Consider the following 19,572-nt stretch of genomic DNA (forward strand, 5'->3'; position numbering starts at 1 on the left):
TAGGAGGGGGAGCTAGAGGGTGTCGGTCTCGATGGGGCCCTCGATGAGGAGCTCGTGCACGCCGGAGAGGATCTCGTCCGGTCTGAACGGGTACTTGCGGATCTCGGCCTCGTCGCTGATGCCGGTCATCACGAGGATCGTGTGGAGGCCGGCCTCGATGCCCGCGACGATGTCCGTGTCCATACGGTCGCCGATCATCGCGGTGTTCTCCGAATGCGCCCCGATGCGGTTGAGAGCCGACCGGAACATCATCGGGTTCGGTTTGCCCACCACGTAGGGTTCCCGCCCCGTGGCCTTCGAGATGAGCGCGGCGATCGCTCCCGTCGCGGGCAGCACACCCTCGGCGCTCGGTCCCGTCGCGTCCGGGTTCGTGACGATGAAGCGCGACCCGTCGCGGATGAGCCGGATGGCCTTCGTGATGGCGTCGAACGAGTAGTTCCGCGTCTCGCCGACGACCACGTAATCCGGCGCCGTCTCGGTCATGATGAACCCGACCTCGTGGAGCGCGGTCGTGAGTCCCGCCTCGCCGATCACGAACGCCGAACCACCGGGCACCTGGCTCGCACAGAAGTCCGCTGTCGCGAGAGCGGAGGTCCAGAGGGACTCCTCCGGCACGATGAGGCCGGAAGCCCGGAGTCGGGCGCTCAGGTCGCGGGGCGTGAAGATCGAGTTGTTCGTGAGAACGAGGAAGGGGTTCCCGAGGTCGGTCCACTGCTGCAGCAGCGCGCTCGCCCCGGGGAGCGCGTGGTTCTCGTGGACGAGCACGCCGTCCATGTCGGTGAGCCAGCACTCGATCTCGCTGCGGTTCGACATCGATCCTCCTGAAGGTCGTCGGGTCGGGTCGCTCCCAGTGTAGGGCCGCGGCTCCACGCTCGACCGAGCAATCGGCCGACCTCTCGGACTCCCTACCAGCCGGGCTTGCCGGCGCACGCGGTGCCGAGCAGCGCGACGCCGGATTCCTGGTCGGCGAACGCCGCGTACGTCGCCTTCGCGTCGCCCGCGAGCGCCGCTTCCTCCATGCGGTCGAGGTTCCCGGCGGCCGCGCGCGCCCACGCCAGATACGCAGGGTCGTCGATGCCGTCCGTCCCGAGGTGCACGATCGAGCGGAGGTGGGACAGCAGCGGGGTGACGCGACCGAGCTTCGCGGGAGCGCCGAGCGACTCGATCACGGTCTGCGTGAGCTCGAGCACCGTCTGGCGTACCTGTTCGCAGCGGTCGGCGAGAACGTCCGTCATGGCCCCTCCATCGGTCGGTGATGCCCGCGTCCGAGCCTAGTGGTCGCATCCTGCCGCTCCCGTAGAATCGAGCGTCGGGACGCCGGTCCCGAATGATTCGTCGAGGGGATGCACGGTCATGGCCGCATACGACAAGGGGTTCGCCCGGCATCCGGAGCGTTTCCAGCGAGGCCGGTCCTGGGCGAAGACGATCGTGTTCCTCGTCCTCGCTCTCGCCGCGCTCGTCTCCCTCGCATACACACTCGTGAACTTCGCCACGCTGCAGTCGAACGCAGCGGACACGACGGGGACGGTGCGTTTCGTCGCGGGGCAGCGCATCGGTCTCGTGCTGTCGCCGGTCTTCCTCGTGCTCGTCGCAGCGGCGCTCGTGTTCGCCGCGGTCCGTTGGGGGCGCACGTGGAGCGTCACACCGACGGGCACACGCCTCCGCAAGCGGCACTGGAGAGGGCTCTCGGGCGGTCGCGCACTCTTCGACGACCTCTCCGCCCGCTTTCGGACGGGGGACCCCTCGGCCTTCACGCCGCTCCCCGCGGCGCCGTCACACGCCGACGTCGATGTCGAGTTCTGGACGGCGGACGCCGACCGTGTCGGTTTTGCGACCCTCGTCCTCCATGAGGGGAAGAACGGCAAGGACCTGATTTACTCGGAACCCTTCGTGTTCTCGGGACCGTCGTACGACGCCTTGAGCGCGGCCCTCGCGACGGGACTCGACGAGCGGGCCGCGCCTCCGACCGCCGCCGGTCCCGCTCCGGCCGTCCCGCCCGCTCTATGACCGCGCCGGTACCGCTCCCCCCGCATCTGACGCATTGGGCCGACGCGTTCGCTCGGGGTGACCACTACGACGCCCTCTACGACCGGTCCGCCGCCGAAGGCTATCTCGCGCGCAACCGACTGACGGTCGCCGCCCTCGCCGGCATCGGCATCGTGAGTGCGCTTCTGTGTGTCGTCCTCGTCGTGTTCGGGGGCGGATTCACTCGGCTCCTCGTCGTGCTCGGCGTCTTCGGGCTCGTCGTCATGTTCCTGACGCTCCCCACGATGATGAACGTGGGTCGACGGCTGCGTCACATCCGCGCAGGTAACGGCGTGTTCGGTCGCGTCTCGCTCCACGGCGTGGACTTCGCGCTCACAGGACGCATTCCGTGGGAGGAGGTCTCGGCCGTCGTCGTCTTCGACGACACGGAGCGGGTGCGGCGGGTGCGCCGGATCCCCCTCATCGGACGGGGCGTCGACATCTCGCGTCGGGCGGGCAACGGGTCGAAGGGCCTCTCGTTCGCTCTGCCCGACGGATCGGCCGTGCAGGCGCGCATCCACGATGCGTCGCAGCGCGGTTTCGTCCGGCTCTGGGGTCCGACGGGTGATCCGGCCCGACACGGAGACGTGTCGCTCCTCCTCGATCCGCTCCTCGACGAGCGGGGCGCGACGTCGTTCACCGAGGCGGTCGTGACTGCCGCGATCCTCCGCGGTGTCCCGGTTCTCACGCCGCGGTCGAGCGCCGACTACATCAAGACACTCGGCCGCCTCCTCGACCCGAAGTGGCCCGCCGGTCTCTGATGGCGTGATGGCTCGTCGGTCTCTGATGGCGTGATGGCTCGTCGGGCCTATCGCCTCGCCCAGACGAGGCTCCTCGTACGAGTGGGGCACTCCTCACGAGGTGGGGCGGACGAACTTCTCGGGAGGAGTGCGGGTGCCAGCGAGGAACGCGGCGAGTCCCGCGTCGAAGTCGAGCGCCGAGCCCACGAAGAGGACGCTCTCGTCGGGCGCGACGTAGATCTTGCCGCCGCCTCGAGCCGTGTGGAGAACACACACACCGGCACCGTCGTCGAGAGGGATCGTGCGCAATTCAGCGTGCGGAGTGAGTTGCGCGAAATAGGCCTGAGCGACGGCGGCGAGACGCTGCTGTCCGGGATCGAGAGTTGACATCCATGCTCCTGTCGAGGGGTGCCTGCGGGGGGCAGGGAGTGATCAATCGGGACGCTGACCGCTGGGGTGCTCCGAGGACCGCGGGATGCGCGCATTCCAGCCGCCGGCCACCGCGCGATCGAGCACCTCTCGCGCGGATCGGCCCGACACCGCGTCCGTCGGCGAGTCGGGCGTGAGAGAGAGCACGGCGCCGTCGGCCGTCGACTCCATCCGAGCGGAAGCGGGTGTCTCCGGGAATGCGCCGGCGCGGTCGCTCAGATAGGTGAGCGCACCCACCCAGGGAACGTCGATGTCTGGAGGGAGCACACTCTCGTTGACCTGTCGCTGCTCCTTCGAGAGCAGCGCGGCGTGCTCCGGTTGCCAGGCGGCGACGAGGCCCGCGAATGCTGCGTCCCAGAGGGAGTAGGTCTCCTGCTCGGGGAACAGCGAGGTGCCGTCGACGAAGACGCTGTTGAAGAAGCTGTGTTTCGGCACCAGGGCCGAGCCCGCGGTGACCTCGAGGCGGAGAGTCGCCCGGGCATCGAACGCCGACTGCCCGCCGGGGACGAGGATGAGGGTGATGCCGAATCCCTGCTTCGGGAATGTCTTCCCCTCGATCGAGCGGGGGACGCTCCGCGAGACCAGTTCCTCGACAGCGAGGGGATCGGCCGACACATCATTTCCCGAGTCGTCGGTCCAGCGCCCGTCGATGGCTGCGCGGAAACCGTCCAAAGCGTCGAGCGTGCTGGTCAGTCGAGCCGCGATGGCGGCCGGTGCCTCTGCGCGGGCTCCCCAGAAGGCCTGGAACAGAAGGCCCCATCGCGTCGTCGTGTGCGTCGTCATACGATCATCCTCTCGCGTCGTCAGGCCTTCGGAGTGAAGACGACATCGACTCCGCGGATACGACGGTCGCTGAAGTACTCGCGCACGGCAGCGGCGACGTCGAAATCGGAGAAGTGCCATTCGAGTCGTGCGCCGTCGGGGAGGGCGTCGAGCTGCGCACGCAGCTCGGTGACGAACTTCGGGCTGTCGATCCGTGCGAGGAAGCTGTCCTGATCGGCGACGTGCGCATAGCCGTGCTTCGATTCGAGGAACACCTCGACGGGCGGATCCCCGCGGAGCGTGTGGCCGTCGAACTCGACGAAGCGTTCATGGCCCTCGGACCAGATGCGGTACTCCACGATCGTGCCGTTCTGGTCCCGAAGCGAACCCGAGATCTGCTCCTGGTACTCCGGCCAGTCGCCGAACTGGTGTCGGTTCGGCGTCGTGTGCCATTCGCCACTCCCACCCCCGCTCGTACCCGCGGTCGGCGTGACCGGCGGATGGGTGCCGGGGAATCGGCTGTCGCCGGAGGCATACGCGGATGGGTCGACCGGCGAGGCCGTTCCCGCCCCGACGGCCTGCCCGACCGATCGATCAACGGCCGGATCGGTCGTTGCGAGCGGCTCAGTCGTTCCAGATCGCTGGGTTTTTCGCGAGTCGTCGGCGGACGGCGCGTCGCCGGCGCCCGATGCGGCGTCCGTCTCCCGCGGCGCGGGAACGGCGACGTTCTCCGGGCGGATGGAGGCGTCCCAGGTGGTGGCGTTCGGCTCGTTCGGCGGCCAGGGGGAGCGCGTCCCCGTCTGGGCGTCGATCGACCACACCGTCGTGCCGTCGAAGTAGGCGTTGAACCAGTGGCCGTCCCCCGTGGAGCGGTCGATCCCGACGACGCAGTGCGAACCGGCGCCCATCCCGCGGAGCGAGTCCGCGATCTGTTCGGGCGTCATCGGCGTCTGGGGATTGCCGGTACGCGCCTCCATCTGCGGGACGTCGAGGGTCCCCGTCGGGGCCTCCCGCGTGGGATCACCGTTGAGGAAGTCGTTGAGGATGCTCGACGTGTTCCCGCAGTTCGTCGCGTAGCCGTTAGCCGGGTCGAAGGGGTCGAAGTTCGGGTTGATCGCCGCGAGCGCTGCGTCGATCTCCGCCGTCGTGCGCTCCGTCGTGTTGTTGCCGCTGCCGGGCTGCTGAGCGTCGGCGGTGTTCGCTTCGGGAGTCCCGGCGGACGCGTCGCCCGGTGTGGTCGGCGTGGACGGGTCGTTCGGCGTCGACGCGATCGGCGAGCCCGGTGCGTCGGGGGAGGTGGGAGCCGTCGGGGATGTCGGCGTGGACGGCGCCGTCGATGTGGAGGGGACCGTCGGAGCCTTCCCGCCACTGGCTCCCGTGTGGAGACCCACGACACCGACGGCGCCGGCCGCGACGGCGCCCGCTGCGACGGCGTCGTCGGCGTCGAGGGCCTCCGGGTCGACGGTGTCCGCGCGACTCGCGTCAGTCGTGGGGGCGTCAGTCGTAGGGGCGTCGCTCGTGGGGGCGTCGCTCGAATCGGCATCCGCCGCAGCGGCATCGGCGGCGACCGCGGCCTCGAAAGCACTCGAGTCCACGTCGGGCCTGCTCGTCGACGGCGCGCTCGGCGTGGTCGCCGCTCCCGAGGCACCTCCGGCGACCGGCGCGGCGGCGGGCGAACCGTCGGCGGGCGAGCTGGGTGCTGCAGCGGGCGCGGGTGCGGTGGAGGGGGCGGCAGGAGCGACGGGAGCGGCGCTCGCCGGAACGGCGGGTGCGTCGACGTCGGGCCTTGACGTGTCGGGCGTTGACGTGGGCGCGGCGGACGTTGACGAGCCCGGCGCTGCCGGCGCTACCGGCGCGGACGAGCCCGGCGCTGCCGGCGCTACCGGCGCGGACGAGCCGGGTACAGCGGGTGCGGGCGCGTCGGACGTGGTCGACGTGCTCGCATCGGGAGTACTCGCGTCGGCGACCGACGGGGCTCCGCTGTCCGGGTTCGAGGGGACGTTGCTGTCGGGCGTGGATGGGACGCTCGAGTCGGGAGAGGACGGAACCGTGTCGGGCGTGGATGGGACGCTCGTGTCGGGAGCGGACGGAACCGTGTCGGGCGTGGATGGGACGCTCGTGAGCGGACGGAACCGTGTCGGGCGTGGATGGGGCGCTCGTGTCGGGCATCGAGGGGATGCTCGACTCGGGGCTCGAGGGCGAACCGCCGTCCGCCGCCGACGGCGCGGGCGCGTCCGGAGGGGAGACGTCCGGGACGCCGCCGCCGACCGAGGGAGCATCGGCGCTGCCCGCACCGAGCGGAGCGTCGCCGGCGGGGATGTCGACAGACGTGGAGGCGTCGACCGGGGTCGAGGTCTCGACGCTGCCGTCGACGACGGGAGCGTCCGGTGCGTCGGTGTTCGTCCCACCGGCTGTGGCGGGCGCGGAGCTCGACGGTGCCCCGCCGCCCTGCGGGCCGGTCGGAGTGTTCGCGGTCGGGGCGCTCGGGGCGTCCGCCGAGGACGGTGCGCTCGGGGCGTCGGGTGACGCGCTCGAGGGGACGACCACGCCGGGGGAGGTCGTGTTCGCGGATCCGCCCGCGGCCGGCGCGGGCGCGTTCGGCCGTGCTCCTCCCGAGATCGTGCGAGCCGGTCCTCCGATGAGGGCGCCGAGTGCGGCGGACGAGAGCGGGTTGACGGGCGAACCCGTGACCGCAGACTGGACGACGCCATCGGTCAGGCCGTCCACGGCTCCCTCGGTGACGCCGACCGCGGAGTTGGTGGCGACGCGTGAGAAGCCGGAGCGCGAGTTGATGCGCAGGATGTGGGCGCCGCCGTCGCCGACGCGGCCCGAGACGCTGCCGCCGGCGAAGGAGCCGAGACCCGCGGCGAGCAGGCTCTGGGCCCGCTCGGGGGCGACGACGTTGACGGCCGCCTGAACGGTCACGGTCGCGATCGCGCTCTGGGTGCCCTCCGCGAGAGCGCGGAGCAGGACCTTGGCCGCGAGGGCGTTCATGCGCGTGAGGGCGACGAGCTTCTGCACGAGTGCCGCGATCTTGAGCACCCAGCGCATGACCGTGGTGGCGATCTTCGCGACCACGGCGGGGGCTGCGAGGCCGCCGGTCGCGACGGAGAGGAGGGCGCCGAGACCGAGGTCGAGAGCGATCTCCGCGGCCATCTGGCCGAGGAACCACCCGATCTCCTCCCACATCGCCTCGACCTGTTCCTTCTGCTTGGAGCACAGGGAGCTGAGGCCGTCAGCGCCGCTCGCCGCTTTCGCGATCTCGCGCAGCTTCTCGGCGATGAGGTCGCGGGACTGGCGGATGTCCGCCGCCTGCGGGATGTCCATGGACGCCAGGTTCGTGAGGGTGCCGTCGAGCTGGCTCGCCGCGCTCGAGACGGACGTGCCGAACGAGGACCACGCCGAGGCGGCCTCGCCGAGCTTGCCGGTGTCGGCGTCGGGCAGGACGACACCGATCTGGGCGAGCGCATCCATCACGAACTCGCCGAACTCGCCGAGCGGGGTCTCGGGACCGGGCGCCTTCGCGCTCGGGACGGAGAAGGTCGCGGCGGACCCCGGAGTGCTCGAGGGGGAACGGGAGGCGACGGTCTCGAGGGTCCCGACGGTGCCGGCATCCTTATACGCATTGGCCGTGTCCTGCAGGAGCGTGTCGAGGCCGCGGAGGGTTTGTGCATAGGACGCCGCGGCGTTGAGCGTGTTCACGGCGCCGTCGCCGTACCCGTCGATGAACTCCTGCGCGGCCTCCTCGTTGCCGGCCATGCCGCCCGTTCCCGAGAGGGCCGACTGCGCGGCGCGTGCCGCGGAATCGAGGGTGGTCGCGACACGGTAGAGGTCGTCGCCGTCGAGGACGAGGCGCGACGGGGTCACGCGGACGAACACGGACACGGTGCCTCCTAGGCCAGGCTCGCGCGGGTGTCGCTCCACGCGGTGTCGAGGTTCTCGACGGTGGTCGAGTATGCGGTGTGAACGGCTTTGGCGAGCTCGTGGAGGCCACGGGCGCTCTCACCGAGCCCCTGGGCGCCAATCGACCAGGTCTCGAAGCTCGCGAGGAACTGCGTCATCGCGGGTCCCTGCCACTCGGCGGGCAGCATGTAGGCGAAGCCGCCGGCGCCCTGACGAAGGGCGTCGCAATAACGCACGAGGCTCTCCATCTGTGTGACGAGCTGCTCGAGGGAAGCGAGCTCGACCTGCTGCTCAGACATCCATGCCCTCGATGTCTTCGGCCGTGGAGTCCGCCGCCTTCTGCTCGCCCTTGTCGTTCGAGCCCCGCGAGGCGATCGAGCCGCCGGTGACGAACGAGCCGTAACCCGCGGAGACGAGCCGGGTGTCCTCCTCGGCCTCGTCGCGTTCGGCCGACGCGTTTTGCGACGCGGCGACGCGCTGGGCGAAGGCCGCGGCGCCTCCCGCTGTCGAGGCGGTGGACTGGCGCCGGTTTGCGAAGCCACCGGATAGGCCCACCTCCGTGGTGATGTAACCCGACTCCGCCATCCGCAATTGCGAGGCGAGGCCCGTGAGAGCCGCGCGCACCATGAGCGCGCCCGACTCCCACTCGCCCCACAGCTCGACGAACTTGTCGGCGTCATCACCCTGCCAGGTGGCCCCGGCGACGCTCGACACCGTGGCGCTCGCCTCGGCGAGGTTGCTGTCGAAGGTCGCGACGACCGTGTCCAGCAGCGTGGACACCTCGCCGAGCGAATTCGCGCGGACACGGTACTGCACCATCTCGGATCCTCAGGTCGATGACGGACGCGGCGGGAACGCCGCGCGGAGGTGACGCCGGAGCGACTCAGGCGCGGAAGAGGCCGGAGATCGAGGTCTCGGAGTCCTCGTAGGTGAGCGACGCCTGGTTGAGCAGCTCGCTGATGCCCTGGAGGGACTCCTTCAGCTGAAGCGCCGACTGGTCCCACTGGCTGTAGAGCTCGTTGAAGCTCTGCGACGCCGTCCCCGACCAGTCGCCGCCGACGAGACCGTCGACGAGTCCCTTGAGGTTCTGCAGCTGCGACTCGATCGACTGCGAGCCGGACGACAACTGACCCGCGACGCCGGCGAGCGATTCTGATGTGACCTTGATGTCGGCCATGGCAACCCTCCACGTTCTCGAATGATGACGGAGGACCGGGAGATCGTGAGCACGGGTGTCCTGCTGGACCCCCCGTGCCGTCGATCCGGCGTCTCCAACTGGGTCGAGCCTAAAGTGACCTCCCGACGCCAACAAGGTGGAGAGGTACCCATGCCTCGCATTGGGGGGCGTCCGGGAGGTGGCACGTTCGGTCGCTCCGCTCGCGGGCTCGGCGTCGGCAGCGGGGCGCATCGCCTTCATGGCGTGGCTCGCGCGGCCACCGCCGCGAACAGTCCCATGAATGCGGGGTCGCTCGCGCGGCCGAGGGCGCCATCGGCGTCTCGCTCGATGAGGGCGCCGACCATGTCCGACACGGCGTCGTGGTGGCGGTCCACATCGGCCCGCCATTGTGGATCGATGGGACCCGAGAGATGGCGGAGCGTGTCCATCTGGGTCCGCAGGATCGACCCCGCGACCGCGGTGAGGATCCCGGCCGGTGGTATCGACACGATCGTGGCGAATACCTCGAGGCTCGACCGGACGAACGTCTGGAGGTCACCGTCGCGTGCTGCCGTCAGTGCCGTCACTCGCTGACGGAGGGACATCGCGCCGGCCGCGGTCATTCCGTCGACCGCGTCGGCGAAGACGAGCGGGCGAAGGGCTTCGAGCACCCGCGCCGTCTGGGGATACAACGGCCCGTCGATGTTCAGCGGGTGAAGGGACCGAACGAGGTCGGACAGCGCCGAGCTCTCCCCGGCGAAGACGCCACCCCCCGGCCCGGTGCGCACGGAGATCTCGCCGGTCGACTGCAACAAGCGCAACGCCTCGTGCAGTGTGCCGATCGACACCCCGTAGGCCTCGCGTAGTTCCTGACGGCTGCCCAGACGTGCTCGAGGCCCTGCTTCCCGGGCTCGCTCGGCTATTCGTTCCGCGATCGTCTCGGCGCGTGGCACCGACGCCGACCGCGGTCTGCGTGTGGGGGGCATGTTCTCTCCGTCTGCCGGGGTCTCTGTAAATCTAGGCGGACTCACGATCTAAGATTATTCATGAATAATAGACACGTCAGTTCAACCCGTTGCTGCGGCGCGGCCTCAGCAACGGTCCCGAGATCCAGAAGGAAGTGAGGATGGCATGTCGGCCACATCGACGGAAGAGACGAGCCGTTCGCCCCGACCGCGATCGAGAACGAAGAAGGTGTGGATGGCCATCGGCGCCGTCGTCGTCGTGATCATGCTTGCCGCAGTCGTCACATTCGGCGTCGTCAAGCACTCCGTCGACACCTACAGGGATCCATGGATTCAGAAGGTCGCGGACGCCGGCTACGAGGAGAAGACCGCGCGGGTGAACGATGTGAACTTCAGCTACGTCGAGGGCCCGGACAACGGACCGCCGCTGATGCTCCTGCATGCGCAGCTCATGGACTGGTTCGACTACAGCCGCGTCATGCCGGAGCTCGCCGAGAGCTACCACGTCTTCGTGGTCGACTATCAGGGCCACGGCGAGACGACCTACCCGGACGACTACGCGATGACCGCCGATCAGATCGGCACCGACCTCGGCGCGTTCATGGATCAGGAGATCGGGGAGCCGGCTTTCGTGAGCGGCAACTCGTCCGGCGGTCTTCTCACGACCTGGCTCGCGGCCAACCGCCCCGACGCCGTCCGGGCGGTCGCGCTCGAGGACCCGCCGCTCTTCTCGTCCGAGTACCCGGAGATCCAGAACACCGTCGCGATCAAGGCCTTCAAGAGCAGTTACGACGTCGCCATGAGTGACGCCGGCAACGAGGACTTCCTCATGTACTGGCTCGAGTACAACTCCGCGTTCTTCGACAAGAACGTCTTCCCCGGCTCGACCGCGGTGATCACGTACTTCGTCACCTCCTATCGTGAGGCGAACCCCGGCGAGCCCGTCGAGCTCAGCTTCATCTCGGATGACACGGTGCGCCTGCTGATGAGAGGGCTCGAGGAGTACGACCCCCGCTTCGGCGCAGCGTTCTACGACGGAACCTGGAACGAGGCATTCGATCATGCCGAGGCGTTGCAGGCGATTACCGCGCCGACGCTGCTCATCCACGCCAACTTCTCGACCACCGACGACGGGCTCCTCGACGGAGCGATGGATCAGGAGGAGGCCGACAAGGCCATGTCATTGCTCGTGGACGGGACGTATGCGCGGGTTGATTCGGAACACGTCGTCCATCTCGATCAGCCTGACCAGTACGTCGGTCTCCTCAACGACTTCTTCCTCGACGGTGTGAAGTGAGCGCTACGAGCCTGATCCGTCAATGAGGTTGCAGAATCCTCGCGACGAGGCTGCTTCAGCCCACGGGCCAGCCGCTCATAACCCGATGACGTCGAAGTAGTAGTCGGCGCCCATCCAGACGCGATCGCCGACGGCGAGCGGGAACGCCCGGTTCGTCACGAGGGGTGTTGTGCTGTCTCCGCGTTCCACCTCGGTGCCGTTGGCGGAGCCGAGGTCGACGACGGCGAGGGTGCCGTCGGCCGGCTCGATCCGGATGTGCGCCCGGGACACCGAGCGCGAGGGGTCGTCGATCTGCACTCCCGCGATGCGCGCGTCGGTCGCCACGACGCCGGGGTTCCGGCCCACGATCGCGGGTGCGATGATGGCGATGGTGGAGCCGGTGCTGAGTTTCACGTGCACGGAGGACGGGCCGGGCGGTGTCGGGGCCGGGCGAGGCGCGGGGCTCGGTGTCGGGGCGGGGGACGGGACAGCCGGAGCGGCGGCGGGAGTCGGCGTCGATCGCGACGGGGGAGCGGGCGGGTCCGCCGGAGCCGCCTCGTCCGGTGCGGGGGCGCCGAAGGTCCCGGGGAGCGGAACTCGGCCGATCCGCCGCTTCTTCTTCTCGGAAGCCGGAGCGGGTGCGGCGGTGGTGGGAGCGGGCGAGGCGCCGGCGACGTGAGCGCCGAAGGGAGGCGGCACGGAGGCGACGAGCTGGCCGCAGTTCGCACAGAACATGCTGTTCGGACGCAACTCCTCGTCGCAGAACTGGCAGCGCGCGGACATGTGATCTTCCCCCGGTCGATGGTGCTCGCGATCTCGGCGAGACCGAGTCTAGACGGCCGGACGACCACCCCCCTCCGCGTGGGGACGTTCCCCGCACTGCGTACGCAACGGACATCCGCGGGTGAGATCACGGCCGCGGATGTCCGTTGCGTACGCAGTGCCGGGGGTGGGGCCCTCATAGACTCGATGAGTGACGACCCTTCCCGCTGCCCCGCTCTGGGCCGGGCGGACGCTCGCCGTTGTGGGAGTCGTCCTCGCGGCGGCCAATCTGCGCACGGCGGTCGCCGCTCTCTCTCCGATCGTCGCCCAGATCGGCGACGACATCCCGCTCGACTCGATCGGTCTCGGACTCCTCGGGACCCTGCCGCCGTTGTGCTTCGCCGTCTTCGGCCTGCTGGCACCCGTCCTCCAAGCCCGCGTGCGGCTCGAGACACTCCTCGTGGTCCCACTCGTGCTCGTCGTGCTCGGGCACTTCGTGCGGGCCGCAGCTCCATCGTTCCCGTTGCTCGCGATCGGCAGTGCTCTCGCGTTCGCGGGCATGGGAGTTGCGAACGTCGCCCTGCCGCCGGTCGTGAAGAAGTACTTCCCGGACCGCATCGGGCTCATGACGTCGCTCTACGCGACCGTGCTCTCGCTCATGACCTTCGTCCCCCCGCTCATCGCGGTCCCGGTCGCCGACGCGGCGGGGTGGCGGGTGTCGCTCGGGCTCTGGTCGGTCTTCGCGATCGCCGCCGTCGTTCCGTGGGTCGGACTCCTGCTGCGCGAGCGCCGTGGGCGCGAGCGCGCCGCGCCCACCGACGACACCGCGTCGATCGCCATCGTGCCCCCGACGGTCGCGGGGAGGACGTGGCGCTCGCCGCTCGCGTGGGGCATGGCGGTGCTCTTCGGGACCACATCGCTCAACGTCTACGCGCTGTTCGCGTGGCTCCCGCAACTCCTCATCGAGGATGCCGGCGTGACGCCGGCTGAGGCCGGTTCCCTGCTCTCGCTGTATGCGGCCGTCGGCCTGCCCGCGTCGATCATCGTGCCCATGCTCGCGGTGCGGTTGCGGACCGTGTGGCCGCTCCTCGGCGCCGGCCTCGTGTTCTACGTCTCCGGGTATCTCGGGCTTCTGCTGCTCCCACACACGCTCACGTGGTTGTGGGTCGCGCTCGCGGGGGCAGGGCCGCTGCTCTTCCCCCTCACACTCGTGCTCATCAATCTGAGGACGCGCTCGGGCGCGGGATCCGTGGCCCTCAGCGGCTTCACGCAGGGCATTGGCTACGTCGTGGGCGCGATCGGACCGCTCCTCTTCGGTGTCCTGCACGAGGTGACGGGCGGCTGGACGGCGCCGCTCGTCTTCCTCCTCGTGACGGTCTGCTCGATCCTCGTGACGGGGAGCATCGTCGCGCGCCCCCGGAGCCTCGAGGACGACTGGGCCCGTTCCGCCCGCTGACGAGCGACCGGGTCAGCCGGCGTGCACCATGACGTGCTCGCCGCTCGGGAGCAGGTCCTCCTTGCGGCCACGGATGAAGACGACGGCGACGACCGCGGCGACGAGCAGGCCGACCGCGGCCGCGACGAACGCCGCCGAGTAGCCGTCGACGAGCGCGGCGGGCGATGAGGCTCCCGTCGCGTGTCCCGATGCCGCGGCGTAGATCGTCGTGAAGATCGAGAGGCCGAGGGAGCCGCCGATCTGCATCGTCGCGTTGGCCGTGGCGCTCGCGGCTCCCGCGTCGTGCGGCGCGACGCCCGTGAGCGCGAGGTTCTGGAGCGGCACGAAGAGCATCCCCATACCGGCGCCGAGAACGAGGAGCCCGGGCAGGACCTCCGTGAGGTACGCGCCGTCCGGCGTGATCCGGCTGAGGAGCAGGAGGCCGACTGCGCCGACGAGCGGACCGGCGATCATGAGCGGGCGCGGTCCGATGGCGGGGAGCAGTTTCGTCGCGATGGGAGCGACGACCGCGATCGCTACCGTGAGCGGCAGGGACGCGAGGCCCGCGAGGAGCGGCGAGAATCCGAGCACGATCTGCAAATGGAACGTGAGGTAGAGGGTGCCGCCGATCATGACGCTCCCGGCGACCGCCTGCATGAGGAAGGCGCCGCCGCGGACGCGGTGCAGGATGACGCGGAGCGGCAGCAGCGGCTGCGCGACGCGCGACTCGATCCACACGAAAAGACCGAGGAGGAGGACACCGGCGACGATGAATCCGATCGTGTCGAGGCGCGCCCAGCCGTTCTCGGCGAGGGTGAAGCCGTAGACGAGGCTCGCGAGGCCTGCGGCGACGGTCAGGGTGCCGGCGATGTCGTAGCGGTTGTCGCCCTCTGCGCGGCTCTCGCGTAGCAGGAGGGCGCCGGCGACGACGCTCACGATAACGATAGGCACGTTGACCCAGAGGCACCAGCGCCAATCGGCGAACTCGGTGAGGACCCCGCCGAGCACGAGACCGACGGCCGCTCCCGCACCGGCGACCGACCCGAAGACGGCGAAGGCGGTGTTGCGGTCGCGTCCGCTCGGGAAGGTCACGGTGAGGAGCGCGAGGGCCGCGGGCGCCATGAGCGCGGCGAAGATCCCCTGCAGTCCGCGTGCGGCGATGAGGTCGACGGCGCCACCGGCGAAGCCGCCCCATGCGGATGCGAGGCCGAAGCCGATCATGCCGACGAGGTAGGTGCGCTTGCGGCCGGCGTAGTCGGCGATGCGACCGCCGAGCAGCAGGAGCGCGCCGAACGCGAGCGCGTAGGCCGTGACGACCCACTGCCGCTCGGTGTCGGTCAGGCCGAGGCTCACTTGCGCTTGCGGGAGAGCGATGTTCACGATCGTGCCGTCGAGGACGACGACGAGCTGGGTGAGGGAGAGGCTGACGAGGACCCACCAGCGGTGGCTGGTGGTCGTCGCTGCAGGCAGCGTGGACATTGGGGACCTTTCGATCGGGACTGGAGGGGGAGCAACGGGGTTTCCAGCCCGGATCGACGCGGCGCTCGCCGCGGTTCGACCACCCCGACTCGAAGTCGGGCGTCGACAACGATACGTGATTCCGGCGCGAACGCGTGTGCACGGCGTCGACTGACCCCTCCCCTCACCCCCCTGAACACTTTTCTGTGCACGAATTTTCGAGCACAAAGGAAGTGTTCAGGGGGGTGAGGGGAGGGGGGAGAGGAGGGGGAGGGGGTCAGGCGCGGATGTCGGGGACCTGAACCGGGGTGTAGACGCCGTCGCGGAACAGCACGCCGCCGCCCGCCGCGGTCTTGCCGAGCATGAACTTCGGGATCTGCGCCGCGAAGGCCTGCGTTCCCGTCATCGCGTTCGACGGCGAGAGCACGAGCCCTCTGCGGGCGCGCTTCGCTTCGACGTACGGGCCGCCGAACACACTCGACACCGACTCGGTCGAGAGCGAGACGATGAAGACGAGGTCGCGCTTCACCCCGATGAGCGCATGTTCGAGCGGGGAGTCGCGGAGGGCGTCGGCATCATCGACGACCACGGTGAGCGGCCGCCCCTCGAGAGCATCGAGCACGGCCGCGATCGCCTCCGGACCGGCCGACGTGTCGGAGAGCACGGGGACGGAGTGCCCCGCCGCCACCTCCGTCAGTACCGAGGCCTTCGTCGCGACGACGGTGACGGGAGCCGACGACCACGCGAGCTGATGCACGATCGCCGCGAGAGCCGACGACCGCCCGGTGCCCCGATCGCCGAGGACGACGAAGCCCCCGTCACCCGGCCAGTCGAGCGTGAACCGCGAGAGCGTGTCACCCCCGACGCCGATCACGGGCAGCTCCGCCGTCGATCCCGAAGCCCGCGGCAGCGTGTAGGCGGAGGAGAGCGGGACGTACGACGGCAGCGGGTCGACGTGGAACGGCTGCGGCAACTCAGCGAGCTCGGGGAAGCTCGAGAAGTGCTGCGCCACGTGTTCGACGATCGCGCGCACCGTCGCGGTCTGGCCCTCGCCGCTCGAGTCGCGCGACACGAGCGCGAGTTGCGCCTCCGTCCCGTTCGGTCCGAACAGCACACGACCGGCCGGCATGTTCGGCGGCACCTCGCGGATCATGATGCCCGCCGAGCGGTAGTCATTGACGTCGCGCATCGGCAGTACGTACTGCGTGTCGATGAAGCTCGCGATCTTGTCACCCGAGATTCCGCGGTCGGCGGTGACGACGACGCGGATCCCCACGGCCGGTCCCTCGCGCAGCACCCTCATGAACTGGTCGCGGAAGGAGACGAGTTCGTCGGGCCCGAGGGTCGAGGCGAGCCGTTCCCACCCGTCGACGACGACGAGGGCGAAGGGCAGCGCCTCGGCGGGGTCGACGAGGCGGCGCTGCTCCACGATGTTGCCCACGCCGGCGCGCGAGAGCGTGTTCTGTCGGATACCGAGCTCCTCGACGAGTCGAGACATGAGGCGCGGCAGGCGCCCCTGCTCGAGCGCCGTGACGACGGCGCCCGTGTGCGGAGCCTCGGCGAATGGCAGCAGGCCGCCATTGCCGTAGTCGGCGATGTAGAGGTGGAGGTCTGCGGGGGTGAAGGTCTGCACCGCTTGCGCGAGGAGCGTCCGCAAGGCCGTCGTGCGACCCGAGAGCGCACCGCCGAAGAACATGAGGTGCGAGTCCGTCGCGACGTTCCAGGTGAGAGTGCGCTGCGTCTGCTGCGCCGGGACATCCTCCGTGCCGAGGACGATCTCGCCATCCGCGCGTGATTCGGATGTGAAGCGATCGAGGGTGAGTTGCGTCGGGAGGGGAACGAGCCACGGCGACGGGTTCTTCGTCACGCCCATGGTCGCGGTCGCCTCGCCGATGAGATTGACGAGCGCGCGCAGGTCGGTGTCGTCCTGGTCGAGGATCGCGGACGGGACCGAGGCCTCGGTCGCGAATCGGGGCGGGAAGCCGAGAGTGTGCCAGTCGAGTTCGGCGTGCGGCGGCAGCACCTTGCGGACACGCTGAACGCCCGGGCGGATCCCCGCGACGCGCGCCGTCTGGAACGGCACGGGGGCGAGGCCGGCGCCCGTGCGCACGAAGCCGCGACCGGGCGTCGACGCGCTGATGAGAGCCGCCTCGCCGCTCCCGAGCACGTCGGTGGAGTCACCGCGATCGGTCACGCGCAGCGCGACACGCAGGTTGATGTTCGACTGCATCTCGGGAGTGATGACGCCGGACGGGCGCTGCGTCGCGAGCACGAGGTTGACGCCGAGGGAGCGCCCGACACGTGCGATCCGGACGAGCCCGTTGATGAAGTCGGGGAGCTCGGTCTTGAGTTCCGCGAACTCGTCGATGACGATCATGAGCCGGGCCAGTCCGCTGCGCGCGGCCGCGTCGGCGTCCTTCGCCCACGCGGCGTCGATGTCCTTCGCGCCCAGGTCGCGCAGCACGCGCTCGCGACGCTTGAGTTCCGCGTCGAGCGACGCGAGCGCACGCTCGGTCTCGCGGGCGTCGAGGTTCGTGACCATGCCGACGGTGTGCGGGAGGCGCTCGCAGTCGGCGAACGCCGACCCGCCCTTGTAGTCGACGAGGACGAAATTGAGCGCGTCCGGCCGGTTGGTGAGGGCGAGCGACACCACGAGCGCCTGCAGGAACTCGGACTTCCCGGAACCCGTGGTCCCGGCGACGAGTGCGTGCGGACCGTCCTGGACGATGTCGAGGGCGAACTCCCCCTCGGCTCCCGCGCCCACGACGACATACGTCTGCCGCGGCGCGATGCGCCACCGGTTCACGAGCACGCTCGGGTCCTCGAGGTCGACGCCGAGGAGTTCGGTGTAGCGGACGCTCGTGGGCAGGAGCCCCTCGTCGCCCGCGCCGCTCACGTGCACGATCGAGCACAGGTTTCGTGCGATCGTCTCGGCCGACGAGAGGGAGACTCCGTCGAGCAGCACGCTCGGGTAGTAGGCCTCGTCCGTCTCGAGGCGCGCGAGGGTGTGGTCGGTCGGGTCGACGGCGACGACCGTCGCGCACTCCTCCGGCAGTCGGGAGCGGTCCGAGTCGATCGCGATCACGTGGATGCCGTAGGACGAACCCGACGCGAGCAGCTGCACCATCCCGGGCAGCATGCGATATCGCCGCGCGCCGTCGATGACGACGACGACGTGGGAGTCGAACGATCCGCGGGTGCCGGCCCGCATGCGCGCCTCGAGCAGGGCCGTGACCTCGCGGAGGCGCTCGCGGCGGGTGTCGTCGGTGTTCCCGATGAGGGAGACGACGCTGTCGCCGAGTTGCATGTGGGGGAGCCACTGCGCCCAGCCCCAGTCCGACGCGCTGTCGCCGTCGCACAGGACGACGAGCTGGAGGTCGCGCGGCGAGCGCAGGACGGCGAGCGAGGTGAGCATGGCGCGGAGTGTGCCGCGTGTGACGTCCTCGGGCCCCGCGATACCGACGACGCCCGCCTTCACGTCGGCCACGACGGGCGCGGGGGAGACCCCGACGCGTCGTTCCGTCGTCCGGTCCTTCTGCGAACCGCCCTCGAATCGTACGTCGAGGTCGACCTCGGTGACGCCGAGCCGCACCTCGAGCGCGTCCGCGTCGCCGATCCGTCGCTCCCAGAGCCGCGACAGCGGGCGGTTCGCGATGTCCCGGATGACGACGGGGTCCGGGCGCCGGTACCAGGAGTCGAGCCGCTGGTCCTTGACGAGGGTCTCGATGCGCGCCTTCGTGTCCTTCACGTCCTGCACCCACTGCGCCTCGGTGCGTTCGCCCTTGCGCTTCTGGAGGCGTCGGTTGGTGAGGAACGACCCGATGACCATGACGGGCGAGGCCGCGGCCATGAGCAGCATGACCGGTCGCTGGAACAGCACGGCCATCGTGACACCGAGGATGACGGGGATGACGGCGGACAGCCACGGCAGCGGGGACGCGTCGGTCTCCTCGGGTTTGTCGCCCGGGAGCTGGACGACCGGCTGAGGTCGCTGCGGTTGGATGCGAGACGGGCGGTTGAACGCCCGCATCCCCCGTCCGTCGGGAGCGATGTCGGCGTCGGAGGCCGGTCCGACACCGATGCGGAAGAGTCCGCTCCCGAGCTGGAGGAGGTCGGCGGGCACGAGCGTGATCGCGCCCGCGCGCTCCTCTCCGTTCACCCAGACGGGCGCCGTCGTCCGAACGCTCGCACGGAGGGCTCCTCGGCGGCTCTCGTCCCCGGCGTCGAGCGTGACGACGGCGTGGTGGTCGTCGAGCCAGGGATCCGCGATCCGCACGTGGGCCGTCGCTCCGCTGCCGATCGAGAGGGGCACCCCCGGACTCAGGGCGATGGTCTCGCCGGCGAACGGCCCGCCGACGACCTCGAGCCGCGGGAGGCCCGCCGGAAGGTCGCGCGCGTCGGTCTTGGGGAGTGCGGTGCCGGTGAGGACGGCTCCGTTCAGCACGCCCGCTTCCCCGAGGGAGGCGTCGGGAGACGCCGGCACGAGTTCACTCGGCGCGACCTGGAGGGACTCCGCGATCTCGGCGACGGTCGTGGACTCATCCACCTTGAGCAGCCACGATCCCGCCGCCCCCGAGTGCGGGTTCCGAACGCTCAGTCGAAGGGCCATGAGGGCGGTGCTCCATCCATGGGGGCGGCGAGGGGCCGTGGCGGTGTCGAGG

At 70.0% G+C, this 19,572-nt stretch carries 17 protein-coding genes; 4 read left to right on the forward strand and 13 right to left on the reverse strand.

What is annotated here, in order from left to right; all coding sequences use genetic code 11:
* Nucleotides 1-12: 12 nt before the first annotated feature.
* Together ELQ92_RS03575 and ELQ92_RS03580 are read right to left on the reverse strand one after the other, a co-directional pair.
* A complete protein-coding gene (locus ELQ92_RS03575) occupies nucleotides 13-813 on the reverse strand; it encodes an HAD-IIA family hydrolase (RefSeq protein WP_128497580.1) in 801 nt (266 codons plus the stop codon).
* 92 nt (nucleotides 814-905) lie between these two features.
* Nucleotides 906-1,235, reverse strand: coding sequence for a hypothetical protein (locus ELQ92_RS03580; protein ID WP_128497581.1), 330 nt, complete (start codon nucleotides 1,233-1,235; stop codon nucleotides 906-908).
* Between the two features lie 118 nt (nucleotides 1,236-1,353).
* On the opposite strand from ELQ92_RS03580, the gene ELQ92_RS03585 reads away from it, so the two are divergent.
* Both ELQ92_RS03585 and ELQ92_RS03590 read left to right on the forward strand, forming a co-directional pair.
* Nucleotides 1,354-2,007 carry a hypothetical protein gene (locus ELQ92_RS03585; RefSeq protein WP_128497582.1) on the forward strand — a complete coding sequence of 218 codons (654 nt, stop codon included), beginning with the start codon at nucleotides 1,354-1,356 and terminating at the stop codon, nucleotides 2,005-2,007.
* A complete protein-coding gene (locus ELQ92_RS03590) occupies nucleotides 2,004-2,786 on the forward strand; it encodes a hypothetical protein (RefSeq protein ID WP_128497583.1) in 783 nt (260 codons plus the stop codon). Before ELQ92_RS03585 ends, ELQ92_RS03590 begins: the two co-directional genes overlap by 4 nt.
* 93 nt (nucleotides 2,787-2,879) lie before the next feature.
* Here the strand turns inward: ELQ92_RS03590 and ELQ92_RS03595 are convergent, their stop codons facing one another.
* The 8 genes from ELQ92_RS03595 to ELQ92_RS03630 form a co-directional block, all read right to left on the reverse strand.
* On the reverse strand, nucleotides 2,880-3,155 hold the full coding sequence (locus ELQ92_RS03595; RefSeq protein WP_128497584.1) for a hypothetical protein: 276 nt from the start codon (nucleotides 3,153-3,155) through the stop codon (nucleotides 2,880-2,882).
* Between the two features lie 42 nt (nucleotides 3,156-3,197).
* Entirely contained in the window at nucleotides 3,198-3,977 is a 780-nt protein-coding gene (locus ELQ92_RS03600) for an Imm52 family immunity protein (protein ID WP_128497585.1), read from the reverse strand.
* A gap of 20 nt (nucleotides 3,978-3,997) precedes the next feature.
* Nucleotides 3,998-5,551, reverse strand: coding sequence for a toxin glutamine deamidase domain-containing protein (locus ELQ92_RS03605; protein WP_128497586.1), 1,554 nt, complete (start codon nucleotides 5,549-5,551; stop codon nucleotides 3,998-4,000).
* The gene (locus tag ELQ92_RS03610) at nucleotides 5,454-7,841 is read right to left on the reverse strand and encodes a hypothetical protein (protein ID WP_128497587.1); all 2,388 of its coding nucleotides are present in this window, start codon (nucleotides 7,839-7,841) and stop codon (nucleotides 5,454-5,456) included. Before ELQ92_RS03610 ends, ELQ92_RS03605 begins: the two co-directional genes overlap by 98 nt.
* An 8-nt stretch (nucleotides 7,842-7,849) precedes the next feature.
* A complete protein-coding gene (locus tag ELQ92_RS03615; protein WP_128497588.1) occupies nucleotides 7,850-8,158 on the reverse strand; it encodes a hypothetical protein in 309 nt (102 codons plus the stop codon).
* On the reverse strand, nucleotides 8,151-8,678 hold the full coding sequence (locus tag ELQ92_RS03620; RefSeq protein ID WP_128497589.1) for a WXG100 family type VII secretion target: 528 nt from the start codon (nucleotides 8,676-8,678) through the stop codon (nucleotides 8,151-8,153). Before ELQ92_RS03620 ends, ELQ92_RS03615 begins: the two co-directional genes overlap by 8 nt.
* Before the next feature lie 64 nt (nucleotides 8,679-8,742).
* Complete coding sequence (locus ELQ92_RS16210) at nucleotides 8,743-9,036, reverse strand: WXG100 family type VII secretion target (protein WP_166426693.1); 294 nt, start codon at nucleotides 9,034-9,036, stop codon at nucleotides 8,743-8,745.
* A 236-nt stretch (nucleotides 9,037-9,272) separates the two neighbouring features.
* Nucleotides 9,273-9,863 (reverse strand): FCD domain-containing protein, encoded by a 591-nt coding sequence (locus ELQ92_RS03630; RefSeq protein ID WP_341810209.1) that lies wholly within the window; start codon nucleotides 9,861-9,863, stop codon nucleotides 9,273-9,275.
* A gap of 352 nt (nucleotides 9,864-10,215) precedes the next feature.
* Here ELQ92_RS03630 and ELQ92_RS03635 point away from each other — a divergent pair, with 352 nt between their 5' ends.
* Nucleotides 10,216-11,277 (forward strand): alpha/beta fold hydrolase, encoded by a 1,062-nt coding sequence (locus tag ELQ92_RS03635; RefSeq protein ID WP_208004218.1) that lies wholly within the window; start codon nucleotides 10,216-10,218, stop codon nucleotides 11,275-11,277.
* 75 nt (nucleotides 11,278-11,352) lie between these two features.
* Here the strand turns inward: ELQ92_RS03635 and ELQ92_RS03640 are convergent, their stop codons facing one another.
* Complete coding sequence (locus ELQ92_RS03640; protein WP_128497592.1) at nucleotides 11,353-12,039, reverse strand: FHA domain-containing protein; 687 nt, start codon at nucleotides 12,037-12,039, stop codon at nucleotides 11,353-11,355.
* Nucleotides 12,040-12,229: 190 nt separating this feature from the next.
* Here ELQ92_RS03640 and ELQ92_RS03645 point away from each other — a divergent pair, with 190 nt between their 5' ends.
* Nucleotides 12,230-13,474, forward strand: coding sequence for an MFS transporter (locus ELQ92_RS03645; protein WP_128497593.1), 1,245 nt, complete (start codon nucleotides 12,230-12,232; stop codon nucleotides 13,472-13,474).
* Between the two features lie 12 nt (nucleotides 13,475-13,486).
* Here ELQ92_RS03645 and ELQ92_RS03650 read toward each other — a convergent pair whose 3' ends face one another.
* Nucleotides 13,487-14,932, reverse strand: a complete 1,446-nt coding sequence (locus ELQ92_RS03650) for an MFS transporter (RefSeq protein WP_128497594.1) — start codon at nucleotides 14,930-14,932, stop codon at nucleotides 13,487-13,489.
* A gap of 256 nt (nucleotides 14,933-15,188) precedes the next feature.
* A complete protein-coding gene (locus ELQ92_RS03655; protein ID WP_128497595.1) occupies nucleotides 15,189-19,520 on the reverse strand; it encodes an FtsK/SpoIIIE domain-containing protein in 4,332 nt (1,443 codons plus the stop codon).
* Nucleotides 19,521-19,572 lie beyond the last annotated feature (52 nt).

The sequence above is a fragment of the Labedella populi genome (assembly GCF_004078655.1).
GTDB classification, from domain to species: Bacteria; Actinomycetota; Actinomycetes; order Actinomycetales; family Microbacteriaceae; genus Labedella; species Labedella populi.

Bases quoted from the DNA above. Each gene is read 5' to 3' on its own strand.
- ELQ92_RS03620 (WP_128497589.1), bottom strand. From the start codon at position 8,678: ATGGTGCAGTACCGTGTCCGCGCGAATTCGCTCGGCGAGGTGTCCACG.
- ELQ92_RS03650 (WP_128497594.1), bottom strand. From the start codon at position 14,932: ATGTCCACGCTGCCTGCAGCGACGACCACCAGCCACCGCTGGTGGGTC.
- ELQ92_RS03655 (WP_128497595.1), bottom strand. From the start codon at position 19,520: ATGGCCCTTCGACTGAGCGTTCGGAACCCGCACTCGGGGGCGGCGGGA.
- ELQ92_RS16210 (WP_166426693.1), bottom strand. From the start codon at position 9,036: ATGGCCGACATCAAGGTCACATCAGAATCGCTCGCCGGCGTCGCGGGT.
- ELQ92_RS03640 (WP_128497592.1), bottom strand. From the start codon at position 12,039: ATGTCCGCGCGCTGCCAGTTCTGCGACGAGGAGTTGCGTCCGAACAGC.
- ELQ92_RS03580 (WP_128497581.1), bottom strand. From the start codon at position 1,235: ATGACGGACGTTCTCGCCGACCGCTGCGAACAGGTACGCCAGACGGTG.
- ELQ92_RS03600 (WP_128497585.1), bottom strand. From the start codon at position 3,977: ATGACGACGCACACGACGACGCGATGGGGCCTTCTGTTCCAGGCCTTC.
- ELQ92_RS03590 (WP_128497583.1), top strand. From the start codon at position 2,004: ATGACCGCGCCGGTACCGCTCCCCCCGCATCTGACGCATTGGGCCGAC.
- ELQ92_RS03575 (WP_128497580.1), bottom strand. From the start codon at position 813: ATGTCGAACCGCAGCGAGATCGAGTGCTGGCTCACCGACATGGACGGC.
- ELQ92_RS03595 (WP_128497584.1), bottom strand. From the start codon at position 3,155: ATGTCAACTCTCGATCCCGGACAGCAGCGTCTCGCCGCCGTCGCTCAG.
- ELQ92_RS03585 (WP_128497582.1), top strand. From the start codon at position 1,354: ATGGCCGCATACGACAAGGGGTTCGCCCGGCATCCGGAGCGTTTCCAG.
- ELQ92_RS03615 (WP_128497588.1), bottom strand. From the start codon at position 8,158: ATGTCTGAGCAGCAGGTCGAGCTCGCTTCCCTCGAGCAGCTCGTCACA.
- ELQ92_RS03635 (WP_208004218.1), top strand. From the start codon at position 10,216: ATGGCCATCGGCGCCGTCGTCGTCGTGATCATGCTTGCCGCAGTCGTC.